Source organism: Rhodococcus qingshengii JCM 15477 (genome assembly GCF_023221595.1).
Taxonomy (GTDB): domain Bacteria; phylum Actinomycetota; class Actinomycetes; order Mycobacteriales; family Mycobacteriaceae; genus Rhodococcus_F; species Rhodococcus_F qingshengii.
Genome location: NZ_CP096563.1, coordinates 5,569,914 through 5,587,997 on the forward strand (window position 1 = coordinate 5,569,914; position 18,084 = coordinate 5,587,997).

Annotated in this window: 19 protein-coding genes and 1 pseudogene; 11 read left to right on the top strand and 9 right to left on the bottom strand. The window is 63.2% G+C overall.

All coding sequences use genetic code 11. The annotated features are described in order from the left end of the window. The first annotated feature begins 129 nt into the window (after positions 1–129). Genes pcaH through M0639_RS25655 form a run of 6 tightly spaced genes read left to right on the top strand, consistent with a single transcriptional unit; the run spans position 130 to position 6,058 of the window. Complete coding sequence (gene pcaH, locus M0639_RS25630) at positions 130–849, top strand: protocatechuate 3,4-dioxygenase subunit beta (protein WP_007730015.1); 720 nt, start codon at positions 130–132, stop codon at positions 847–849. Beyond that, positions 842–1,483 (top strand): protocatechuate 3,4-dioxygenase subunit alpha, encoded by a 642-nt coding sequence (gene pcaG, locus M0639_RS25635; protein ID WP_042446987.1) that lies wholly within the window; start codon positions 842–844, stop codon positions 1,481–1,483. The genes pcaH and pcaG overlap by 8 nt, the downstream gene beginning before the upstream one ends. 11 nt (positions 1,484–1,494) lie before the next feature. Continuing rightward, positions 1,495–2,823 (top strand): 3-carboxy-cis,cis-muconate cycloisomerase, encoded by a 1,329-nt coding sequence (gene pcaB, locus M0639_RS25640; protein ID WP_050654574.1) that lies wholly within the window; start codon positions 1,495–1,497, stop codon positions 2,821–2,823. After that, positions 2,820–4,001, top strand: coding sequence for a bifunctional 3-oxoadipate enol-lactonase/4-carboxymuconolactone decarboxylase PcaDC (gene pcaDC, locus M0639_RS25645; protein ID WP_064073893.1), 1,182 nt, complete (start codon positions 2,820–2,822; stop codon positions 3,999–4,001). The genes pcaB and pcaDC overlap by 4 nt, the downstream gene beginning before the upstream one ends. Continuing rightward, complete coding sequence (locus M0639_RS25650; protein ID WP_007730008.1) at positions 3,998–4,822, top strand: IclR family transcriptional regulator domain-containing protein; 825 nt, start codon at positions 3,998–4,000, stop codon at positions 4,820–4,822. Before pcaDC ends, M0639_RS25650 begins: the two co-directional genes overlap by 4 nt. A 24-nt stretch (positions 4,823–4,846) precedes the next feature. Then, positions 4,847–6,058 carry an acetyl-CoA C-acetyltransferase gene (locus tag M0639_RS25655; RefSeq protein ID WP_064073892.1) on the top strand — a complete coding sequence of 404 codons (1,212 nt, stop codon included), beginning with the start codon at positions 4,847–4,849 and terminating at the stop codon, positions 6,056–6,058. Here the strand turns inward: M0639_RS25655 and M0639_RS25660 are convergent, their stop codons facing one another. Further along, positions 6,059–6,598, bottom strand: coding sequence for a MarR family winged helix-turn-helix transcriptional regulator (locus tag M0639_RS25660; protein WP_231915051.1), 540 nt, complete (start codon positions 6,596–6,598; stop codon positions 6,059–6,061). It abuts the gene before it with no gap. 72 nt (positions 6,599–6,670) lie between these two features. On the opposite strand from M0639_RS25660, the gene M0639_RS25665 reads away from it, so the two are divergent. Further along, positions 6,671–7,396 (top strand): SDR family NAD(P)-dependent oxidoreductase, encoded by a 726-nt coding sequence (locus M0639_RS25665; protein ID WP_030536548.1) that lies wholly within the window; start codon positions 6,671–6,673, stop codon positions 7,394–7,396. Here the strand turns inward: M0639_RS25665 and M0639_RS25670 are convergent, their stop codons facing one another. Then, positions 7,397–8,116 (bottom strand): dienelactone hydrolase family protein, encoded by a 720-nt coding sequence (locus M0639_RS25670; protein WP_042447001.1) that lies wholly within the window; start codon positions 8,114–8,116, stop codon positions 7,397–7,399. A 46-nt stretch (positions 8,117–8,162) separates the two neighbouring features. Further along, on the bottom strand, positions 8,163–9,212 hold the full coding sequence (locus M0639_RS25675) for an ABC transporter substrate-binding protein (RefSeq protein WP_230793265.1): 1,050 nt from the start codon (positions 9,210–9,212) through the stop codon (positions 8,163–8,165). Positions 9,213–9,558: 346 nt separating this feature from the next. Here M0639_RS25675 and M0639_RS25680 point away from each other — a divergent pair, with 346 nt between their 5' ends. After that, a complete protein-coding gene (locus M0639_RS25680) occupies positions 9,559–9,762 on the top strand; it encodes a cold-shock protein (protein WP_003939930.1) in 204 nt (67 codons plus the stop codon). Positions 9,763–9,831: 69 nt separating this feature from the next. On the opposite strand, the gene M0639_RS25685 is transcribed toward M0639_RS25680, so the two are convergent. The 4 genes from M0639_RS25685 to M0639_RS25700 all read right to left on the bottom strand — a co-directional run bounded on the left by M0639_RS25685 (position 9,832) and on the right by M0639_RS25700 (position 13,559). After that, complete coding sequence (locus M0639_RS25685; protein WP_080552754.1) at positions 9,832–10,560, bottom strand: Clp protease N-terminal domain-containing protein; 729 nt, start codon at positions 10,558–10,560, stop codon at positions 9,832–9,834. Positions 10,561–10,630: 70 nt separating this feature from the next. Further along, positions 10,631–11,416 (bottom strand): alpha/beta fold hydrolase, encoded by a 786-nt coding sequence (locus M0639_RS25690; RefSeq protein ID WP_042447011.1) that lies wholly within the window; start codon positions 11,414–11,416, stop codon positions 10,631–10,633. 83 nt (positions 11,417–11,499) lie between these two features. Then, on the bottom strand, positions 11,500–12,492 hold the full coding sequence (locus M0639_RS25695; RefSeq protein WP_007729992.1) for an ABC transporter substrate-binding protein: 993 nt from the start codon (positions 12,490–12,492) through the stop codon (positions 11,500–11,502). 428 nt (positions 12,493–12,920) lie between these two features. After that, complete coding sequence (locus M0639_RS25700; RefSeq protein WP_003939783.1) at positions 12,921–13,559, bottom strand: DUF2461 domain-containing protein; 639 nt, start codon at positions 13,557–13,559, stop codon at positions 12,921–12,923. Positions 13,560–13,639: 80 nt separating this feature from the next. Here M0639_RS25700 and M0639_RS25705 point away from each other — a divergent pair, with 80 nt between their 5' ends. Beyond that, positions 13,640–14,491 carry a mechanosensitive ion channel family protein gene (locus tag M0639_RS25705; RefSeq protein ID WP_007729990.1) on the top strand — a complete coding sequence of 284 codons (852 nt, stop codon included), beginning with the start codon at positions 13,640–13,642 and terminating at the stop codon, positions 14,489–14,491. A 94-nt stretch (positions 14,492–14,585) separates the two neighbouring features. Here the strand turns inward: M0639_RS25705 and codB are convergent, their stop codons facing one another. Both codB and M0639_RS25715 read right to left on the bottom strand, forming a co-directional pair. Next, on the bottom strand, positions 14,586–15,917 hold the full coding sequence (gene codB, locus M0639_RS25710) for a cytosine permease (RefSeq protein ID WP_064073891.1): 1,332 nt from the start codon (positions 15,915–15,917) through the stop codon (positions 14,586–14,588). Continuing rightward, on the bottom strand, positions 15,914–16,378 hold the full coding sequence (locus tag M0639_RS25715; RefSeq protein ID WP_003940577.1) for a nucleoside deaminase: 465 nt from the start codon (positions 16,376–16,378) through the stop codon (positions 15,914–15,916). Before M0639_RS25715 ends, codB begins: the two co-directional genes overlap by 4 nt. Before the next feature lie 175 nt (positions 16,379–16,553). On the opposite strand from M0639_RS25715, the pseudogene M0639_RS25720 reads away from it, so the two are divergent. Both M0639_RS25720 and M0639_RS25725 read left to right on the top strand, forming a co-directional pair. Then, positions 16,554–17,624, top strand: a pseudogene (locus M0639_RS25720) (PucR family transcriptional regulator ligand-binding domain-containing protein); the annotation flags it as partial. A gap of 286 nt (positions 17,625–17,910) precedes the next feature. Further along, entirely contained in the window at positions 17,911–18,075 is a 165-nt protein-coding gene (locus tag M0639_RS25725; protein WP_231915052.1) for a helix-turn-helix domain-containing protein, read from the top strand. The last annotated feature ends 9 nt before the right edge of the window (positions 18,076–18,084 follow it).

An 18,084-nucleotide genomic window follows, 5' to 3' on the forward strand; every position in this document is an offset into this window, starting at 1 on the left:
CCGTCCGCATAACGAACATTTCTCGCCCCCGGCATTGCCTGGGTCACATCTACGAACTATTCTGTTCGCAGAGCGCAACACGTGTACACATTGCGAACAACTTCACGTAACCGAACGACGAGGTTCCCTATGCTGCATCTCCCGCCGAGGTACCAGCGGCCGACTGGCGTCAACGCCCCGGCCGATTTCGCGGACTACAAGACGACTTCCCTTCGCCACCCGAAGCAGCCGCTGAAGCTGCTCCCCCAGCGGCTCACGGAGCTCACCGGGCCGGTATTCGGCGAGGATCGCGTCGGCGCCGGCGAAAACGACCTGACCATTGCCAACGGCGGCGAAGCACAGGGACAGCGCATCGTCGTTCACGGCCGCGTACTCGACGGCGACGGAAAACCCGTCCCCCACACACTGCTCGAGGTGTGGCAGGCCAACGCCGGTGGACGCTACCGCCACACCGGCGACAACTGGCCCGCGCCGCTGGATCCGTTCTTCAACGGCCTGGGTCGCTGCGTCACCGACGCGAACGGCCACTACAGCTTCACCACGATCAAGCCGGGCGCCTACCCGTGGATGAACCACGACAACGCCTGGCGACCGGCACACATCCATTTCTCGCTGTTCGGCACGGCATTCACGCAGCGCCTCGTGACGCAGATGTACTTCCCCGACGATCCGATGTTCTTCCAGGACCCGATCTACAACGCGGTACCCGAAGCAGCACGTCACCGCATGGTCAGCGTCTTCGACTACGACGCCACAGTCCCCAACTGGGCTCTCGGGTTCCGCTTCGACATCGTCCTGCGCGGCCGTAACGCCTCCGTATTCGAGAACGAGGAAGACCACGATGACTGATCACACCGCGAAGCCCGCACCCACTTATCCGGTCGTCCCCGGCGACTTCACCACCGCCCCCTTCGGTGTCACGCCCTCTCAGACCGTCGGGCCGTACTGGCACATCGGCCTCCCCTGGACGGACGGCCCCGACGCCGCTCCCGCCGATGCCCCCGGACGAATCACGCTGGCCATCACGGTGATCGACGGCGCCCGTACACCCGTCGCCGACGCGATGATCGAAACATGGCAGGCCGATACGCTCGGACGCTTCAACCATCCGGACGATCCCCGTGGCGCAGTGGAGCTCACTCCGGCTGGTTTTCGCGGATTCGCCCGCAGCGCAGCGGATCCCACGGGCACTGCATTGGTCCACACTGTCAAGCCCGGTGCGCAGCCCACTGAAACGGATGCGGACGAGGCCCCACACGTGAACGTGTCGGTCTTCGCTCGCGGCATGCTCGACCGCCTGGTCACCCGCTTGTACTTCCCCGAAGACGCCGACGCACACGCAACAGATCCGGTGCTGTCCTCACTGAGCGAAACCGAACGCGCGAAGCTGGTTGCAACCAAGGTCGACGGTGGGTACTCCTGGACGGTCTATGTTCAGGACGAGGACGCGAACGGCGTCGAGACGCCCTTCTTCGAGCTGTAAGAGGAGTACACATGCCCACTCGCGGCGCACTGTTCGACCCGGTGTTCGGGGCCACCCGTGTATCGGAGCACCTGTCCGACCAGGCGTGGGTCACCGCGTTGCTCGACGTGGAGGCCGCACTGAGTTGTGCGATGGCCACAGTCGGGTTGGCGGACGGGGAACATTGCGCCGCGGTGGCTGCTGCCGCGGCCGAACTCTCACAACCGGGCGGTCTGGACATCGTGGCGCTCGGCCGCGCGTCGGCCGCCGGCGGAAATCCCGTCATTCCGCTGGTGAAGATGCTGCGCGAAAGGGTCGGACAGGAAGGTGTGCCTGCCTCCGTGGTGCACCCGGGCGCCACCAGTCAGGACATCATGGACTGTGCGCTGATGCTGTTGACGCGACGCGCGGGCGCGGTGGTTCTGGCCGACCTGACCCGCGCCGCCGATTCCGCCGCCCACCTCGCCCGCCTCCATCGCTCCACTCCGATGGTCGCGAGAACTCTGGGCCAGCAAGCACTTCCGACCACCTTCGGGCTACTGGCATCGAGTTGGTTCACCGCACTCGACGCCGCCGCGATCCGCCTCGAGATCGTGCTGTCCACGTTGCCGGTTCAATTCGGCGGAGCCGCAGGAACACTCGCTGCGTTGTATCCCGACGGGCTCAGGATCGCCGACGCGCTGGCCGACGAACTCGGCCTGGCCAGGCAGGTCACTCCCTGGCACACCGACCGCGTGACCATCGCAGAACTCGCGACCACACTCGGTATCGTCGCCGGCGCCGTTTCCAAGCCCGCCACCGACATCACCGTCATGGCGTCCACCGAACTGTCCGAGGTTGCCGAGAGCGCTCCGGGCGGCTCATCGGCCATGCCGCACAAGCAGAATCCGGTTGCCGCGATCACCGCCCGCGCGGCAGCGCGACGTGCTCCCGCACTGGTGGCCACAGCCCTGTCGAACATGGATCACGAATTCGCTCGCGCCGCAGGCCCCTGGCACGCCGAATGGGAAACCGTCACCGATCTCCTGCGTCTGGCAGGCGGAGCTGCGCACCAGCTTTCCGTGAGCCTCACCGGCCTGCAAGTACACACCGAGTCGATGGCTCGCAATCTCGACATCACCGGTGGCCTGATTCTCGCCGAGCGTGTCACCAAGGCCCTGTCCGCACACACTGATCGAGCGCGCGACATCGTCACCGCGGCAGCCACTTCCGGAACCAGATTGGATCGTGATCCCGCCATCGCAGAGCACCTGAGCGAAACCGAGATCGCCGAACTACTCGACCCCGCACACTATCTGGGCCACGCCACCGATCTGGTCGACCGCGCCCTCGCCGAACGCCCCACAGGAGGATCTCGATGAGCGTCGTTCTCAACTTTCAACAGACCGGCAATCTCGATGCCCCGGCAGTGGTTCTCCTGGGTTCACTCGGATCCGATCTGTCCATGTGGCAGCCGCAGATTCACGCGCTGTCGAATCGCTACCGCGTCATCGCCGTCGACCATCGCGGCCACGGCAAGTCACCGGTGCCTGCGGGCCCCTACTCAATTGCCGATCTCGCCGGCGATGTCATCGCTCTCCTCGATTCGCTCGAACTCGAGTCCGTACATCTCGTCGGGCTCTCCCTCGGCGGCGCTGTCAGCCAATGGATCGCCGCGCACCACCCCACTCGCGTCGAGACGTTGACGTTGATGTGCACGTCCTCGCAGTTCGCCCCGGCTCAGCCGTGGATCGATCGTGCGCAGGCTGTCCGTGCGGACGGCATCGCGTCCATCGCGGCCGCCGTCGTCGGACGCTGGTTCACGCCGGGACTGGCCGAAAACGATCCGGAGCTTGTCGCCCGCCACGTCGCGATGGTCGAAGCCACACCCGACGAGGGTTATGCCGCCTGCTGCGAGGCGCTTTCGACGTGGGACGGCCGCAACGACCTGGCCCGCATCGTTGCTCCGACGCTCCTCGTCGCGGGCGAGCAGGATCCGGCGACGCCTCCGTCGACGTTGGGTGCGATCGCCGACGGCATCGCCGATGCGGTACTGCACGTGGTCGATCCGGGCGCACACCTGGCCAACGTCGAACAAGCCGGGCGCGTCACCAAACTACTTGCAACGCATATTGCCTCGCACACATCTGCGCTCGCCCAACGTAGCGCCGCGGTGTCGGCCGGCATGACCGTACGACGCCAGGTGCTCGGCGACGCCCACGTCGACCGTTCCATTGCCGGTGCCACCGAGTTCACCGCCCCTTTCCAGGACTTCATCACTCGCACGGCGTGGGGTGACATCTGGTCGCGCCCCGGCCTCGATCACCACACCCGCAGGCTCCTCACTCTCGCGATCCTCACTGCCGTCGGCAACGAACACGAACTCGACATGCACATTCGCGCTGCGCTGCGTGCCGGGATCGATCCCGACGAACTCGTGGAAGTATTTCTCCATACCGCGGTCTATGCGGGTGTGCCGAACAGCAACTTGGCTTTTGCGCTGGGAAAGCAAGCACTCGCGGACCTCTCGGCCGAACCTGAGGAGAACGAGACAACATGAGTGAGAACAGCAGCGAGCAGGCGCCGGGACCGTCCCCGGACTACGTGCAGTCGCTGGCCCGTGGGCTTTCCGTCATCAAGGCTTTCGACGGTGAGCACCCGCGTCGCACCCTCAGCGAGGTTGCCCGGCACACCGATCTCACGCGTGCGACTGCTCGCCGCTTCCTACTCACGCTCGTCGAACTCGAATACGTACGTACTGACGGTTCGGTGTTCTGGTTGACGCCTCGCGTCCTCGAACTCGGCTACAGCTACCTGTCCAGTCTGTCTCTCCCCGAGATTGCCGGGCCGCATCTGGAAGCTTTGTCCGCCAAGGTCCGTGAATCCACGTCCGTGTCGATCCTCGACGGTGACGACGTCGTGTACGTGGCTCGTGTTCCGGTCAGCCGCATCATGACGGTGTCCATCACCATCGGCACGCGCTTTCCCGCGTACGCCACATCCATGGGTAGGGTTCTGCTGGCCGGCTTGCCGGACGACGCCCTGGACGCCTACCTCGCCCGAGTGTCCTTCGCCCGCCTGACCGGCAAGACCATCTCCACCGCCGACGGACTGCGTGCCGAACTCGAGAAGATTCGCGCCGACGGGTTCGCGATTGTCGATCAGGAACTCGAAGAGGGTCTGCGCTCGCTCGCCGCACCCATCCGGGACGCGACCGGTGACGTGGTCGCTGCCGTCAACATCTCCACCCAAGCCGCCCGCTACAGCGCCGAAGCTGTTCGCGGTGAACTGGTTCCGGCCGCAGTCGCCACTGCGGACGCCATCTCCGTCGATCTCGGACGTACTCAGTCGTCCAACAATCACTCGGCTGCCACCCGCTGACCGAGCAGACCCAAGGAAGAACCAATGCCTGACGTTGTCATCTGTGAACCGCTCCGTACCCCTGTCGGCCGCTTCGGCGGTGTCTTCCGTGACGTAGCCCCGGAAGATCTCGCCTCGACGCTGATCACCGAACTCGTCACGCGTACCGGCATTTCCGGCGCGGAGATCGACGACGTCATTCTCGGCCAGGCTTCGCCGAACGGTGAGGCTCCGGCGATCGGACGCATCGCGGCGCTCAACGCGGGTCTGGGCATCGATGTTCCCGGCATGCAGGTGGATCGCCGGTGCGGGTCGGGATTACAGGCAGTCATCCAGGCCGTCATGCAGGTTCAGTCCGGTGGCAGTGACCTGGTCCTCGCGGGCGGTGCCGAGTCGATGAGCCAGGCCGAGTTCTACGCAACCGGAATGCGTTGGGGCGTCAAGGGTGAAGGAGTTGCGCTCAGCGATCGTCTCGCGCGCGCCCGCGTCACAGCCGGCGGACGTGACTTCCCGGTTCCCGGCGGAATGATCGAAACGGCAGAGAACCTGCGCGCCGAGTTCTCCATCAGCCGCGAGGATCAAGATGCACTCGCGGTTCAGTCCCATCAGCGTGCAGTCGCAGCACAGAAGAACGGCGTCTTCGCCGAAGAAATCGTTCCGGTATCCGTTCCGCAGCGCAAGGGCGAGGCCCTGCTCGTCGACACCGACGAGCATCCACGCGCCGACACCTCGATGGAATCGCTTGCGCGCCTTCGTCCCATGCGCGCAAAGATCGACCCCGACTCCACCGTGACTGCAGGTAATGCCAGCGGTCAGAACGACGGCGCAGCACTGGCGATCGTCACCACCGCCGACAAAGCTCGTACCCTCGGACTGCGACCGCTCGCACGCCTCGCGAGTTGGAGCGTTGCGGGCGTTCCGCCGCTCACCATGGGCATCGGCCCCGTCCCGGCGTCGAAGAAGGCACTCGGCCGCCTCGGGCTGTCCCTGGCGGACATGGACGTCATCGAACTCAACGAAGCCTTTGCGGCACAAGCCCTTGCAGTCCTGCAGAGTTGGAATCTCGAGGCCGACGACCCACGCATCAACCCCAACGGCTCCGGCATCTCCCTCGGACATCCGGTCGGAGCCACGGGTGGACGAATCCTGGCCACCCTGTTGCGCGAGATGGACCGTCGCGAAGCGCGTTACGGCCTCGAGACGATGTGCATCGGCGGCGGGCAGGGCCTGACTGCGGTCTTCGAGCGCCTGTCCTGATCAAGCCCCGACGTGCGGGACGCCGGAGTCACCGAGTTCGCCGCGTAGGCCGTCGAGAAAGACACGCAGCAGGTCGGTGAGTTCGGCCTGCTGCTGCTCGGTGAGAATCGACGTCAGTTCGGCTTCACGGCCGAGGACTCGGTCCACCAATTGCTCCACCAGTTCGTGACCGGCGGCAGTGAGGGTCACGAGCACTATTCGTGACCCTTCCGCGGCGGAAGACCTCTCCACCAGACCCGCGTTCTCCGCGCGCGCGAGTCGCTGCGAGATTGCACCGGCTGTGACTCCGGTCTGCTCGGTGATCTGGCGAGTCGTCAACTGATACGGCTCGCCGGATCGCCGCAGGACACTGAGCAGGTCCAGAGTCGCGGTGTCCGCACCGGCCGAGGCGAGCACCCGTCGGCGATCCTCACCGAGCAGCTTGGCGCACATCCACAGCCTGGTGACGATGCCGATACCCTCCACGGGCGTGCCCGGCCTTTCGCGAAGCCATGCCAAGGCAACCGCGTCCACCGCGTCGTCCGGGTTGTAGTCGCCCACCACTGCACACCTCGTTTAGCTCTAAATGATACGTTCTTCGTATAGGTCTAAACGTAGCTCACGGAGGTAGGCATGACACGCACAGTTCTGGTAACCGGCGGCGGAACAGGGATCGGGCGCGCAGTTGCAGCGGCGTTCGCCCGAGACGGAGACACCGTTTTTGTCACCGGCCGACGCACGGAACCACTCGAAAAGACCGCGGAGGAGTTGGGCGATAATGTTCACGCCTTGACTTGTGACAACTCCGACCCGAAAGACCTGAAGCGGCTGCAGGATTCGCTTCCGGGAACCATCGACGTCGTGGTGCACTGCGCCGGCGGTAACACGGACTTCGATCGTGAAGCGCCGTCAGATCTGGAATCCCTGGCCGCCGGGTGGCGGGCCAATCTGGACTCCAATCTGATCTCGGCAGTGTTGACCACAGCAGCAGTTCGAGATCGAATCCCCAGTGGCGGTGCCGTCATCACCATCGGATCGATTGCCGCCGACAAGGGAGCTGGAGCGTACGGCGCTGCCAAAGCAGCAGTTGCGACGTGGAATGTCGATCTGGCCGCCGAACTGGGCCCAGAAGGCATCACGGCGAACATCGTCTCCCCCGGTTACATCGCCGACACCGAGTTCTTCCGGGACTTTCTGACGGACGAGCGTCGCGCGATGCTGATCGAATCCACCAGCACCAAGCGCGCCGGAACCCCGGACGACATCGCATCAGCCGTCCATTTCTTGGCCTCACCGGGTGCCCGGCAGATCACCGGTCAGGTATTGGCAGTCAACGGCGGTGAGAGAACCAGTCGCTGATCACGCCAGGTGGCGCTCGAAGAACGAGTCGATTCGCTTCCAGGCATCCTGCGCTGCAACAGGATCGGGACCGATTCCGAGGATGCGCTCCAAAGGACGAAGCACCTTGGGTCCGGCCTCCGCGTCGTTGAGGAACGCGTGGCCGGCGGTGGGGTACTCCTTGACGTCGTTCTCGATACCGGCATTGCTGAGCGCCGTCTCCAGCTTCGCTGCCGCGCCCCGGAGCGAAAAGTCCTTGCCTCCGAAACTCCCGACGATCGGGCACGCATCCACCACGGCCTCATCGAGTTTGCGTGGAAGCTGACCGTAATTGACCGAGGCAGCGTCGAAATCTCCGGCGCTGACCATCGCGAAGCCGCCGCCCATACAGAATCCGATGACCCCGATCTTTCCGGTGCAGTCCGTGGATTCCACCAGCCAACTGCGAGCGACTTCGATGTCGGTGAACGCCTTGCCGTGTCCTCGAAGCATCGACGTCATAGTGGGCACGAGGCACCGCTTCGCCCCACCCGCGCTGTAGAGGTCGACAGCAAGCGTCAAAAACCCCGCAGCGGCCAGCCGCTTGGCTTGCCGCTGCATCACCTCCTCGAGCCCGAAGGCCTCGTGAATCATCACTACCCCCGGCCACGGGCCGGGGGTAGTGGGGGTTTCGAGTATCGCTCGCAGCGGTTGTGATCCGCCGACTACTGCGGCGCGGCCCGTCAGATCTATGTCCACCATGTTTCGATGCTAGGCCGACGCAGGGTCCGTACGCTCGGAAGCGAGGTCAGGGGAGTTGTTTTCCCTGGCCCGCCGCAAGCCCAGTCAAGACCTCGGCGAGCTGCGGCAAGGCGTACGGCGCGCTCAGTGGACCGAAATTGTCGACAAAGGCATTCGAGAGCAGAAGTTCGACCGGCGCATAGGCTCGCGCCTTCACCGCGGGGAGGTTCTGGAAAACTGCGAAGTTCTCCAACCTCGTCGTCGCTTCCTGATCAGAAGCGAGGCTGAGCAAAATGTCTGCGGGTGCGAGTACCTCCGCCTGCTCCATCGACAGCGCAGTCATCTGCTCGGCGTTGTATCCGCGATAGTCGAGTCCGAGTTCGCGCAGCAGAACCCCGGGCGCACTGGCATCCCCCTGCACATACAACTGATCGCCGTACATCGAGCCGATCATGATCGTCTTGCCACCCAAGCCGTTCAGGGAAGCTGCGGTGTCGGAGATCAGAGCGTCGGTCCGGGCGATCGCTGCAGCAGCAGCCTCGTCGACAAAAGCGGCCTGCCCGACCGTGGCAACGCCGTCACGCCACGACGTGGTCCAGTCCAGCGCGACGACCGGCGCGATCTGACTGAGCCTCTCGGCTGCCGGTTCGAGATAAGTCTTCATTCCGATGATGAGGTCCGGCGAGTAGCGCGCGATGATTTCCGGGTTGATTTCGCCTGTGGTGCCGAAGCTTTCGAGGTCGGCTATTCCAGCGGTGCTCTGCCAAGGCAGTGCACCGCGGTCCCACGCACCCGTATTGCCGTAAGCGACTGGGTGAACACCGAGCGAGAGCAGGAATTCCAGATCCGTGAAGTCGCTGGCAACAACGATCCTTTCCGGCTTTCCCGAGATCGTGGTGGTTCCGAGCGCATTGATCACCTCACGTTGTTCGCCGGCATCAGAAGCATCTGATGTAGTCGAACACCCCGCAAGGATGGCGGCCGCTGCCACTGCGCCGACCCCGAAGAACCCACGGCGACTGAGCTGGTCCACAAGTTCAGACGTCGTGCATTCACAAATCGTTCCGTACATGTATGCACTCTCCTTCTCGGCGACTGCTGCGCGCGCCGAGGGCACAGCGAAAGAGAGGTTAGCCCACCCTCATCTTCCATAGGGTTCCTACGTTTGCGATTCCGAGAGATCGGAGCGATAAAAATGGACCGTTCTCGAGCGGACAAGTACATTCCCGCTGATCTATCACCGCAGGCAGTTGGGCGAGCCACCAGTCCCTGCCTTCGGCGATCGGGTCGCTCCAGCGTCGAAAATCAGTCGAAGATCAGTTGCCATTCCCTCCTCGAAAGCTTCCGAATTACCGTCTTTTGCACGTCGCCCACCGTTCGACTTGCGCGGCGTGGGAGGATAGACATATCGAGATCGGGACTTCGATGTGAGGGCCCGGATCGAGTTTGTAGGGAGTATCGGTATGGCACAGGGCATCGTGAAGTGGTTCAACGGCGAAAAGGGCTTTGGTTTCATCGCTCCCGACGACGGAACACCGGACGTGTTCGTTCATTACTCTGAAATCTCGGGCAACGGCTACAAGTCGCTCGACGAGAACCAGCGTGTGGAGTTCGAGGTTGGCCAGGGCCAGAAGGGTCCTCAGGCCACCAATGTGCGCGCTGTCTGATCAGTGACACAAGAAGAGGGCCGCACCCGCAAGGGTGCGGCCCTCTTCTGCATCGGATTCACCTCTGAATCACTGATCCTGAATGACGGCCAACGCTCCAACGATGTTCGACTCCGCCACCGACTTCGAGATTCCGAGATCAGCCAGAACACCTGATCCGTCTTCGAGTTCGAGCAGCGCGAGCAGGATGTGCTCGGTTCCGATGTAGTTGTGGCCCAGGCGAAGAGCCTCACGGAACGTCAGTTCCAGGACCTTGCGCGCACGAGCGTCGTACGGAATGAGTTCTGGTAGTTCGGAAGTCGGAGTCGGTAGTACACCGGCCACTGCAGCTCGGACGGATCCGAGCTCCACCCCTTGCGCCACTATCGCCTTCGCAGCCAACCCGGCAGGCTCCTCGACGAGCCCCAGGAGCAGGTGCTCCGGCTGGATCTCTGCGTTACCGGCGGCGCGGGCTTCGTTCTGCGAGGCCATGACGACGTTCTTCGCCCGGGGAGTGAACCGGTTGAACCCTTCGTTCGGATCCATCGGCTTCTGATCACTCGGCGCCTTGGGAACAAAACGCTTCTGCGCAGCCTGCTTCGAGACACCCATGCTCGCGCCGATCTCCGTCCACGACGCTCCCGACCTGCGCGCCTGGTCGACGAAGTGACCGATCAGGTGATCTGCAACTTCACCGAGATGATCAGCGGCAATCACGGCGTCGGAGAGTTGGTCGAGAGCATCGGTGTGCACCTTCTTGATCGCGTCGATGAGGTCGTCGAGTCGAACCTTGTTGGTCATTTCCACTGGCTTGCTCATGCGTCAACCATAGGTTGACGCAATCGAAAACGTCAACCCTAGGTTGACGATCGTTTTCGCCGCACAGCGATTAGCCGGAAAAGAACTCACGCAGAGCCGGGACAATAGCGTCGTCGGCAACGCCGTGACCCTGACCGGGGATCTCCAAAGTCTTTGTCCCCGAGACTTTTGCAGCGATTCTCGTCGCCGAGGCAGGTGCCCATTGACCACTGTCACCGCCGTACATGACCAATGTAGGGACGGTAATGGAGGCAAGCCAGTCGAGCGACTGACAGCCGTGATCACACACCGCGACGTCGTAAGGCAAGGTGTGCGCGATGGCGCACATGTCGGGCCAATCGGCACTCCGCTTGATCTCGTCGACCATCTCCGCGGATGCACCGGTCAGATCCAGAAAACGCGTCACAGCACCTTCCCTGTCGCCGCCCGCAATCAATCGCTCCAGGTCACTTTGGGCAGTCTCGTCACGCTGGTCGTCGTCCATGTACGGCGCCTCGTAGACGGCGAGCTTACGCATCGGAACGGCCTGCGCAGCGGCCTCCAAAGCCAGCGCGGCACCCGACGACAATCCGTAAACGAGCGGTGTTTCACCGGTGGCAGCGACGACCGCCCGCAAGTCCTCCACCTCGGCGTCGATCGAGAACGCGCGACTGTCACCGCTGTCCCCGCGTCCGCGCCTGTCGTACGAATACACCGTGAAGTCCGCCGCCAACTCTGCAGCCAGGGAATCGAACCATCCGCGGTCGCAGAACGCTCCGGCGACCAGGACCACTGCTGGTCCGGCACCGGAGCGTTCGTATGCGATGGTCGTACCGTCGCGGGATTGCACTACCGCAGGGGATTGCTCTGTTTGCACGTCGATCTCCTCAGGTCTGGTCAATGCCTACCTGATTAGACCGCCCGCGCTACCGAAACTCATCGGTCCGGTCGGCAGAGGCTTCAGCTGATCTTGTTGTACAGGGCATCCCAACCCTGTGCCACGTACGAAATCGTGTAGATCGAACCGTAGAACGTAGAGCCACCCAGACTGGTGACGTTGCCCGCCTGCACTGCCGGGAGTCGCTGCCACAGCTTGCTCGCCACCAATGCCTGGTACGCCGCACTGTCCTCGTTCTCGGTGATCATGAAGCCGTCGACGCCGGCCAGCACGTCGAGGCCTTCGAGGCTGACGCCGCCCTCGGGATCGAGCCCCTCCGAGGTGGCGGTTTTGCCACCGATGTCGCCGAGCGTCATGTCGCTGGGCTTGTCGCCCTTCTCGGAGGTACGGATGCTCGTGACGTACAGCGTGTTCGTGTCCGGCATGAACGAGACACTGGCGACGGTCTTGGACGCAATCTTCTCGGCATGACGACTGCGGATGTCGGAAATCAGATTGTCGTAGTCGAGCGTCAATCGATCGAGTGTGGCCGTTCGACCGAGCCAGCCCGACAACCGCGAGAGGTTTGTGCGCCAGTCGTCGGTGAACTCTGTCGTCAGAACCGGTGCGATGGTGGACATCTCGGCCACCGGCCACCACTCGCTCTCGTAGTTCAGGCACACGATCAGGTCGGGCTCGAGCGCCAAGATCTGCTCGCGGTTGGGGATCTCCGACAGGAACGGTACCGACGAATCGATAGGCACCCACGGTGTCGCCTGGGCGTACGTGTAGCCGACGAGCGGAAGTTCCAGCGCTACAGCAGGTTCCAGATCGAGCCGCGAGTCGATCGCGACAACCCTCTTCGGATTGACAGGAATGTCGTACGTTCCGAGAGGTGTCGTCACAGAACGCATTTCGGTTTCACCCGAACTGCTCCCGCTGTCACCGCAGGCCGCCAGGAACGCGCCCAGCCCGGCGATTCCGGCACCGAAGCCGAACTGCCGACGTGTGAGGTCCGAAACGAGGCGGTTGTCGGAGTAGCCCTCGGGAAGCAAGAGCGTGGATTGAGCGGGCATGCGTGTCGAACCTCCAAAAGAAATGAATCATCCACTGTTGCGAGCGGATAAGGATGCCCTAACAGCGTACGCAGGGAGGGTCGTCGCGATCGGCCCAGAAATAGTCGAATCAGGCCAATTCGCACCCCTTACTTGTCGAGTTTGCGCATCTCGACGAAGTAGACCGCACTGAACGCGAGGTAGGTGCCGACGATTCCGAGGACCGAGATGATCAGGACGAGAGCGAGAAACATAGCCATGATGGTCTCCACTGACACGGGTTGTTCACGATGTCGATCGAGAGAAAATGGCTTCGAACTGCGGCGCTGCGACTCGAAGCGGGGCCGAAACTTTCGGTTACACACACCACGCTAGCCCCAGGCGTCTCGAGTTTTGATGAACTCGAGGTGAACTCTCCTACGGCTACGTCACACTTTTCTGTCGGACGGTCAGTTCGGTCCGAGCACCTGTCCGGACCATTCGACCAAAGGCGTCAGTGCGCGCCACGCTGTGCGAACTTCCTTCAATGTCCTGGCGCTGTCTAGCCACGACGGGCTTGGGTAACTACGACCAGCAGTCAGCGACTTGTGACGCAGCAATTCGATCCGCGGGTGATCGACCGTGTATCCGCGAGGCGCCGTCTTGAGCTTGTCGCCGCCGATCGTGAATCCGGCCTTCTCGACGGAGGCCAGGATCTTCTCGAGCTCCGGCCCTCGAACGTCGTCGTCGACAGCCGCACGATAACGCGCGATGGTCTCCGAACTGCTGGCGTAGAAACCACCGGCCACCATCAACCCTGCCGCGTCGATCTGCACGTAGTAGCCACAGCTCTCGGCGAGACCGACGAACGCTCCCTGGTGCGTCTTGTACGGGATCTTGTCCTTCGAGAATCGAACGTCACGATACGGCCGAAAGAGCTTGGCCGTGCCGAATTCGTCCTCCAACGCCGCGGTCAACGACGCCATCGGACGACGAACCACTTCGTCGTACGTCTCCTTGTGCGCTGCCCACCAGGTCTTGCTGTTGTCGGCTTCCAGGTCTTCGTAGAAATCGAGTGCAGCAACGGGTATGCCAGTGAACGCAGCCATGACGTAAGCCTAGCTGCCTGTTCGGCTTTGGACCGTCTGCCCTGCACCGATGCCCGGATCGGCCCGAATCCGTAGACTGCATGGAGATGATTTCCGAAATACAAGCATGGGAACTGACCGATACCAACCGAGACTGGTTGATTCACCGACCCGTCGAGATCGCGATCTACGTGGCGCTCGCAGTCGTTCTGCGCTTCGCACTGCACCGCGGGATCGATCGAATGTCGAAGCCTCGCAAGTCTCCGAACGCCAAGGTGAACGAGCGCAGATCGCAGCGAGCCCGGACCATCGGTTCGGTACTCAAATCGACGGTGTCCATCGTCATCCTGGTCTGGTGTGTGCTGCAGATTCTCGGCATCCTCGGGATCAACGTCGCGCCGTTCATCGCATCCGCCGGCGTCATCGGCCTTGCCATCGGTTTCGGTGCACAAAACCTGGTGCGTGACTTCCTCTCCGGCATCTTCATGTTGCTCGAGGATCAGTACGGTGTCGGCGACGTCGTCGATCTCGGCGACGCGGTCGGCACCGTCGAAACAGTGGGCCTGCGCGTCACCACGATTCGAGATGTGAACGGCACCTTGTGGTACTGCCGCAACGGCGAAATCCTGCGAGTGGGCAACATGAGTCAGGGTTACGCCACTGCAGTTCTCGATCTCCCGATCGCCCACAATGCGAACGTGCACAAAGCGTGTGAGGTGGCGACGCGAGCTGTCCTCGAGGCGGCAGAGTCCGAACCGATCAGGGCGGACATGATCGACAAGCCGGAGATGCTGGGAGTCAATTCGGTTACTGCCGAGGCAATTACCATTCGAGTGACGGCGCAGGTCAAGCCTGGGCGCCAATGGGCAGTCCAGCGCGCATTTGCGCGCTCGGCTCTGACTGCGTTCGAAGAGCAGGGTATCGAGGCACCGTACCTGCCTGTTCTGCGATGACGGTTGAGACGGAAGCGTCTGCCCTTTCCATCAAGTGCGCGAGCCCCCGGCGCGGTCGATACCGCCGGGGGCTCGCTGGTGCCTGAAGCGTGATTCAGACGGTGGAGGTCGAGACCTCCCGATCTGCCGATCTGTTGCCAAACGCCTTGTGCAGGAACATCGTCAGTGCAATGGCTACCACGATTCCGATCAGCGGCGGGATTCCCACCTCGAACTCACCGGAAAGCCAAGCGAGGAACGCTGCGACGGCATAGACGGCCAGGTTTCGCCAGTGGACCGGCTGCGGGGTGTACCCCTCGGGGATGCCTCGCCGCCACCGGCACAGGAAGTCAGCGATGATCACGCCGCCCAATGGCGGGATGAAAGTTCCGAGCAGGCTCAGGTAGTCGACCAGATGGTTGTGCACACCGGTCAGAGCGAGCGCCGTGCCGATCACACATCCACCGATGACGAACGGGGTCTTGCGGGGCTTTCTGAACAGTTCGGCACCGGCCACTCCGAATGCGTATGCGGTGTCTGCGTTGCTCTTCCAGAGGTTTCCGAACAGCAAGACCAGGCCCCAGCCGACAAGCCCGAGGTTGTAGAGGATCAACACGAAGTCACCCTCGTGGAACGTGATAGCTCCGATGGCACCGAACAGGATCATCAATCCGTTTCCGAGGAGGAACCCGATAACGCAGGCCCACACCGCTTGTGATCCGGAACGGGCAAACCTGGTCCAGTTGGGCGCTTGCGTTCCCGCCGATACAAACGTGCCGACCACAGTGGTGATTGCGAGCGCGATCGTCATGGTCGTCTGCGGTTGAACCGAGACCAGGCCGGAGAACCCACCGACTTCCTCGAGGGACCGGAATACGACCCAGCAGGCCAACGCCAGGATCAAGGGCGTCGAGACGAGCGAGACCCAATACATTCCGCGGTAGCCGTAGCAGGCGGTGACGCACATCAAGATGCTCGCCGCGATCATCACCGACGCCCGCGCGAGATAGGACTCCCAGCCCAATGCCTGCGCGGTGAGATCACCGATCGTGCCGATGATGACTCCGTACCAGCCGATCTGAGTACCGCCCAGCAGGATCGAAGCGAGCTTGGACCCGCGAGTGCCGAAACTGTAGCGCGCCATCACAACTGTAGTCAGTCCGGTTCGGGCTCCGACGAACCCCATCATGGCGACGTAGACTCCCAAGATGGCGGATCCGGCGGCGATCACCACCATCAGTTTCCAGAACGAGAACGCGGTACCGAGCGCTGCTCCGGCCAACATCGTCGGCGTGAAGATGGTGAACCCCAACAACACCACCGCGAGCGAGAAGAACGGCTTTCGTGCATGAAGCGGAACCGGAGTGACGGGATAGTCAGGATCGACCGGGTGGCCTGGGCTCTCCGAATCGCCTGCGACCGTGGCAGGTTCGACGGCGCTGCTCATACAACTTCGCCGATGTCTTCGAGCCACAGGCTCGGGCGCTCGGCCAGCATGCGGTCCATCAGTGCCACACACTCCGCGTCGTCGACGACGTCGACCTGAATTCCGCTGCTGCGCAACCATTCCTCCGATGCCTCGAAGGAACGATTTTCGCCGACCACGATTCGCGGGATCTCGTACAGGCGCGCCGTTCCGGCGCACATGAAGCACGGCGACAAAGTCGTGTAGAGGACACACTCGCGATACACCGAGGCCGGCAGTCGTCCGGCGCGCTCGATGCAGTCGGTCTCTCCATGACGGATGGCGCTGTTCATCTGGACCCGACGGTTACGTCCGACTGCGAGAACCTCGCCGCGGTGAATCAGCGCCGCGCCGATCGGCACGCCGCCCTCCTCCCAACCGATCTTCGCCTGTTCGATCGCAAGTCCGAGAAAATACTCATCGGTGTGTGCCGGATGATTCATGTGCGCTCCTGGAGTCTGACCAAAATCGTCGATTGTGGCTCGTGTCACAATCCGACCACGGTGGTAACAGCCCGACAAGGGACAACCTGTCAGTTCGGCAGAACTAGCTCTATGACGAAGTGCCCCCTCGGCGGACGATATAGAAATGCTCCCGACTCTGCGACAAGTTCTTGCGATGCCCTCGTTCAAGGCCGCCGCAATCGAGGTGCTCGCGGGCGACATCGATACCGCGGTGGTCCGCTGGGTCCATTCGTCCGAGGTGTACGAGATGGGTGGGCTGCTGTCCGGAGGTGAGGTCCTTCTGACCACGGGCCTCGGTCTGCACGGGCGATCTCCCGAGCAGCTCACCGCCTACATCGACCAATTGGCGGACGCGGGATGCGTCGCACTCGCGATGGAAGTCGGGCGCTCGTTCCTCACGGCCCCTCCCGAACTCGTCGAAGCTTCGCGCCGACGGGGACTCGCGTTCTTGGCCCTGCACGCAGTAGTGCCCTTCGAGCGGATGGTCGAAGACTTTCACGACCTCATGCTCCGCCGCACTCTCGGTTCGGCGCAAGCGGGCGAGCCTGTCTGGCAAGAACTTCTGAGTCTCGTGGTGGCGGGCCAGGGCATGACCGCGCTGCTCGACAAGGTGTCACGACTCGCGGGGTGCGGCGTCGATCTGCTCGACGCGGATGGCAGAACCGTCGAGCGCAGCACAACCGGCGCAGAGCGATCCGAGACCGAACGCACTATCCACGACGTACGCGGCCCGACGAACTCACTCGGTCGACTTGTCCTGTGCGGGCCGGCAACCACACGCCGAACCGCCGTCGCAAACTGCGCCGCCGTCGCGGTAGCTCTGGAACTCGGCCGTCACGGCGATCTCGGCCCAAGACAGTCACTCGCCCAATCGGTGATCACCGACGTGGTGGGCGGTGTGCTCACATCGCACGGCGACTTGTCCGAGCGACTGACAGCGGCCGGGTGGACGCCGTTGTCGGAGGGGCACCACGTCCTCGTCGCCGCTGTCGACATCGATCGGCAAACCCCGGTTCGAGAGCTCGCTGACCGAGTACACGACGCCGTGCGGGCCGTATTCGGCTCCTGTGTCGTCGGGACTGCGGCCAATCACGGCATCGTGCTCGCGCACGGGTGGGCGTCCGCATCCCCCGCTCGAGTGCGGACTGCGTTCACCGAAGCCGACGAACTGCTACGCCGCGGGCCGGGCGGTTCCGCGGTACGCACGCTCGGAGTGGCGACGCCGGTCGCGGATCTGTCGGGCGTCGGGGCTGCGGTCGCGCAAGCTCGCGAAGTCGTCCAGATCGCGCGGCGTTTCGGCACCCGGACCGGAGTGATCCTCGCGAGGGACGTCGGCGTCCAGCGACTGCTCGCCGCCGGAACGACTCCCGCTTCGCTGTCCGTGTTCGTAACCGAGCAACTCGGTTCGCTGATCGCATACGACACAGCACATTCCGCCGATCTCGTCCGAACGCTCGACGCGTACCTCGCACATCGGGGGCGGCAAGGCGAGAACCGCGGATTTCCTCGGCATTCGGCGTCAGTCGCTTTATGCACGGCTCACGCGTATCGAGAAGCTGATGGGTGTTTCCCTCGACGATCCGGCACAGGTGGTCTGCCTCGGACTTGCGCTGACCGCATGGCGCATGCGCACCGGCCTTGATCCACAAGCAGCGTTCGAGCGTCTCCCCGGGTGAGCGACAACC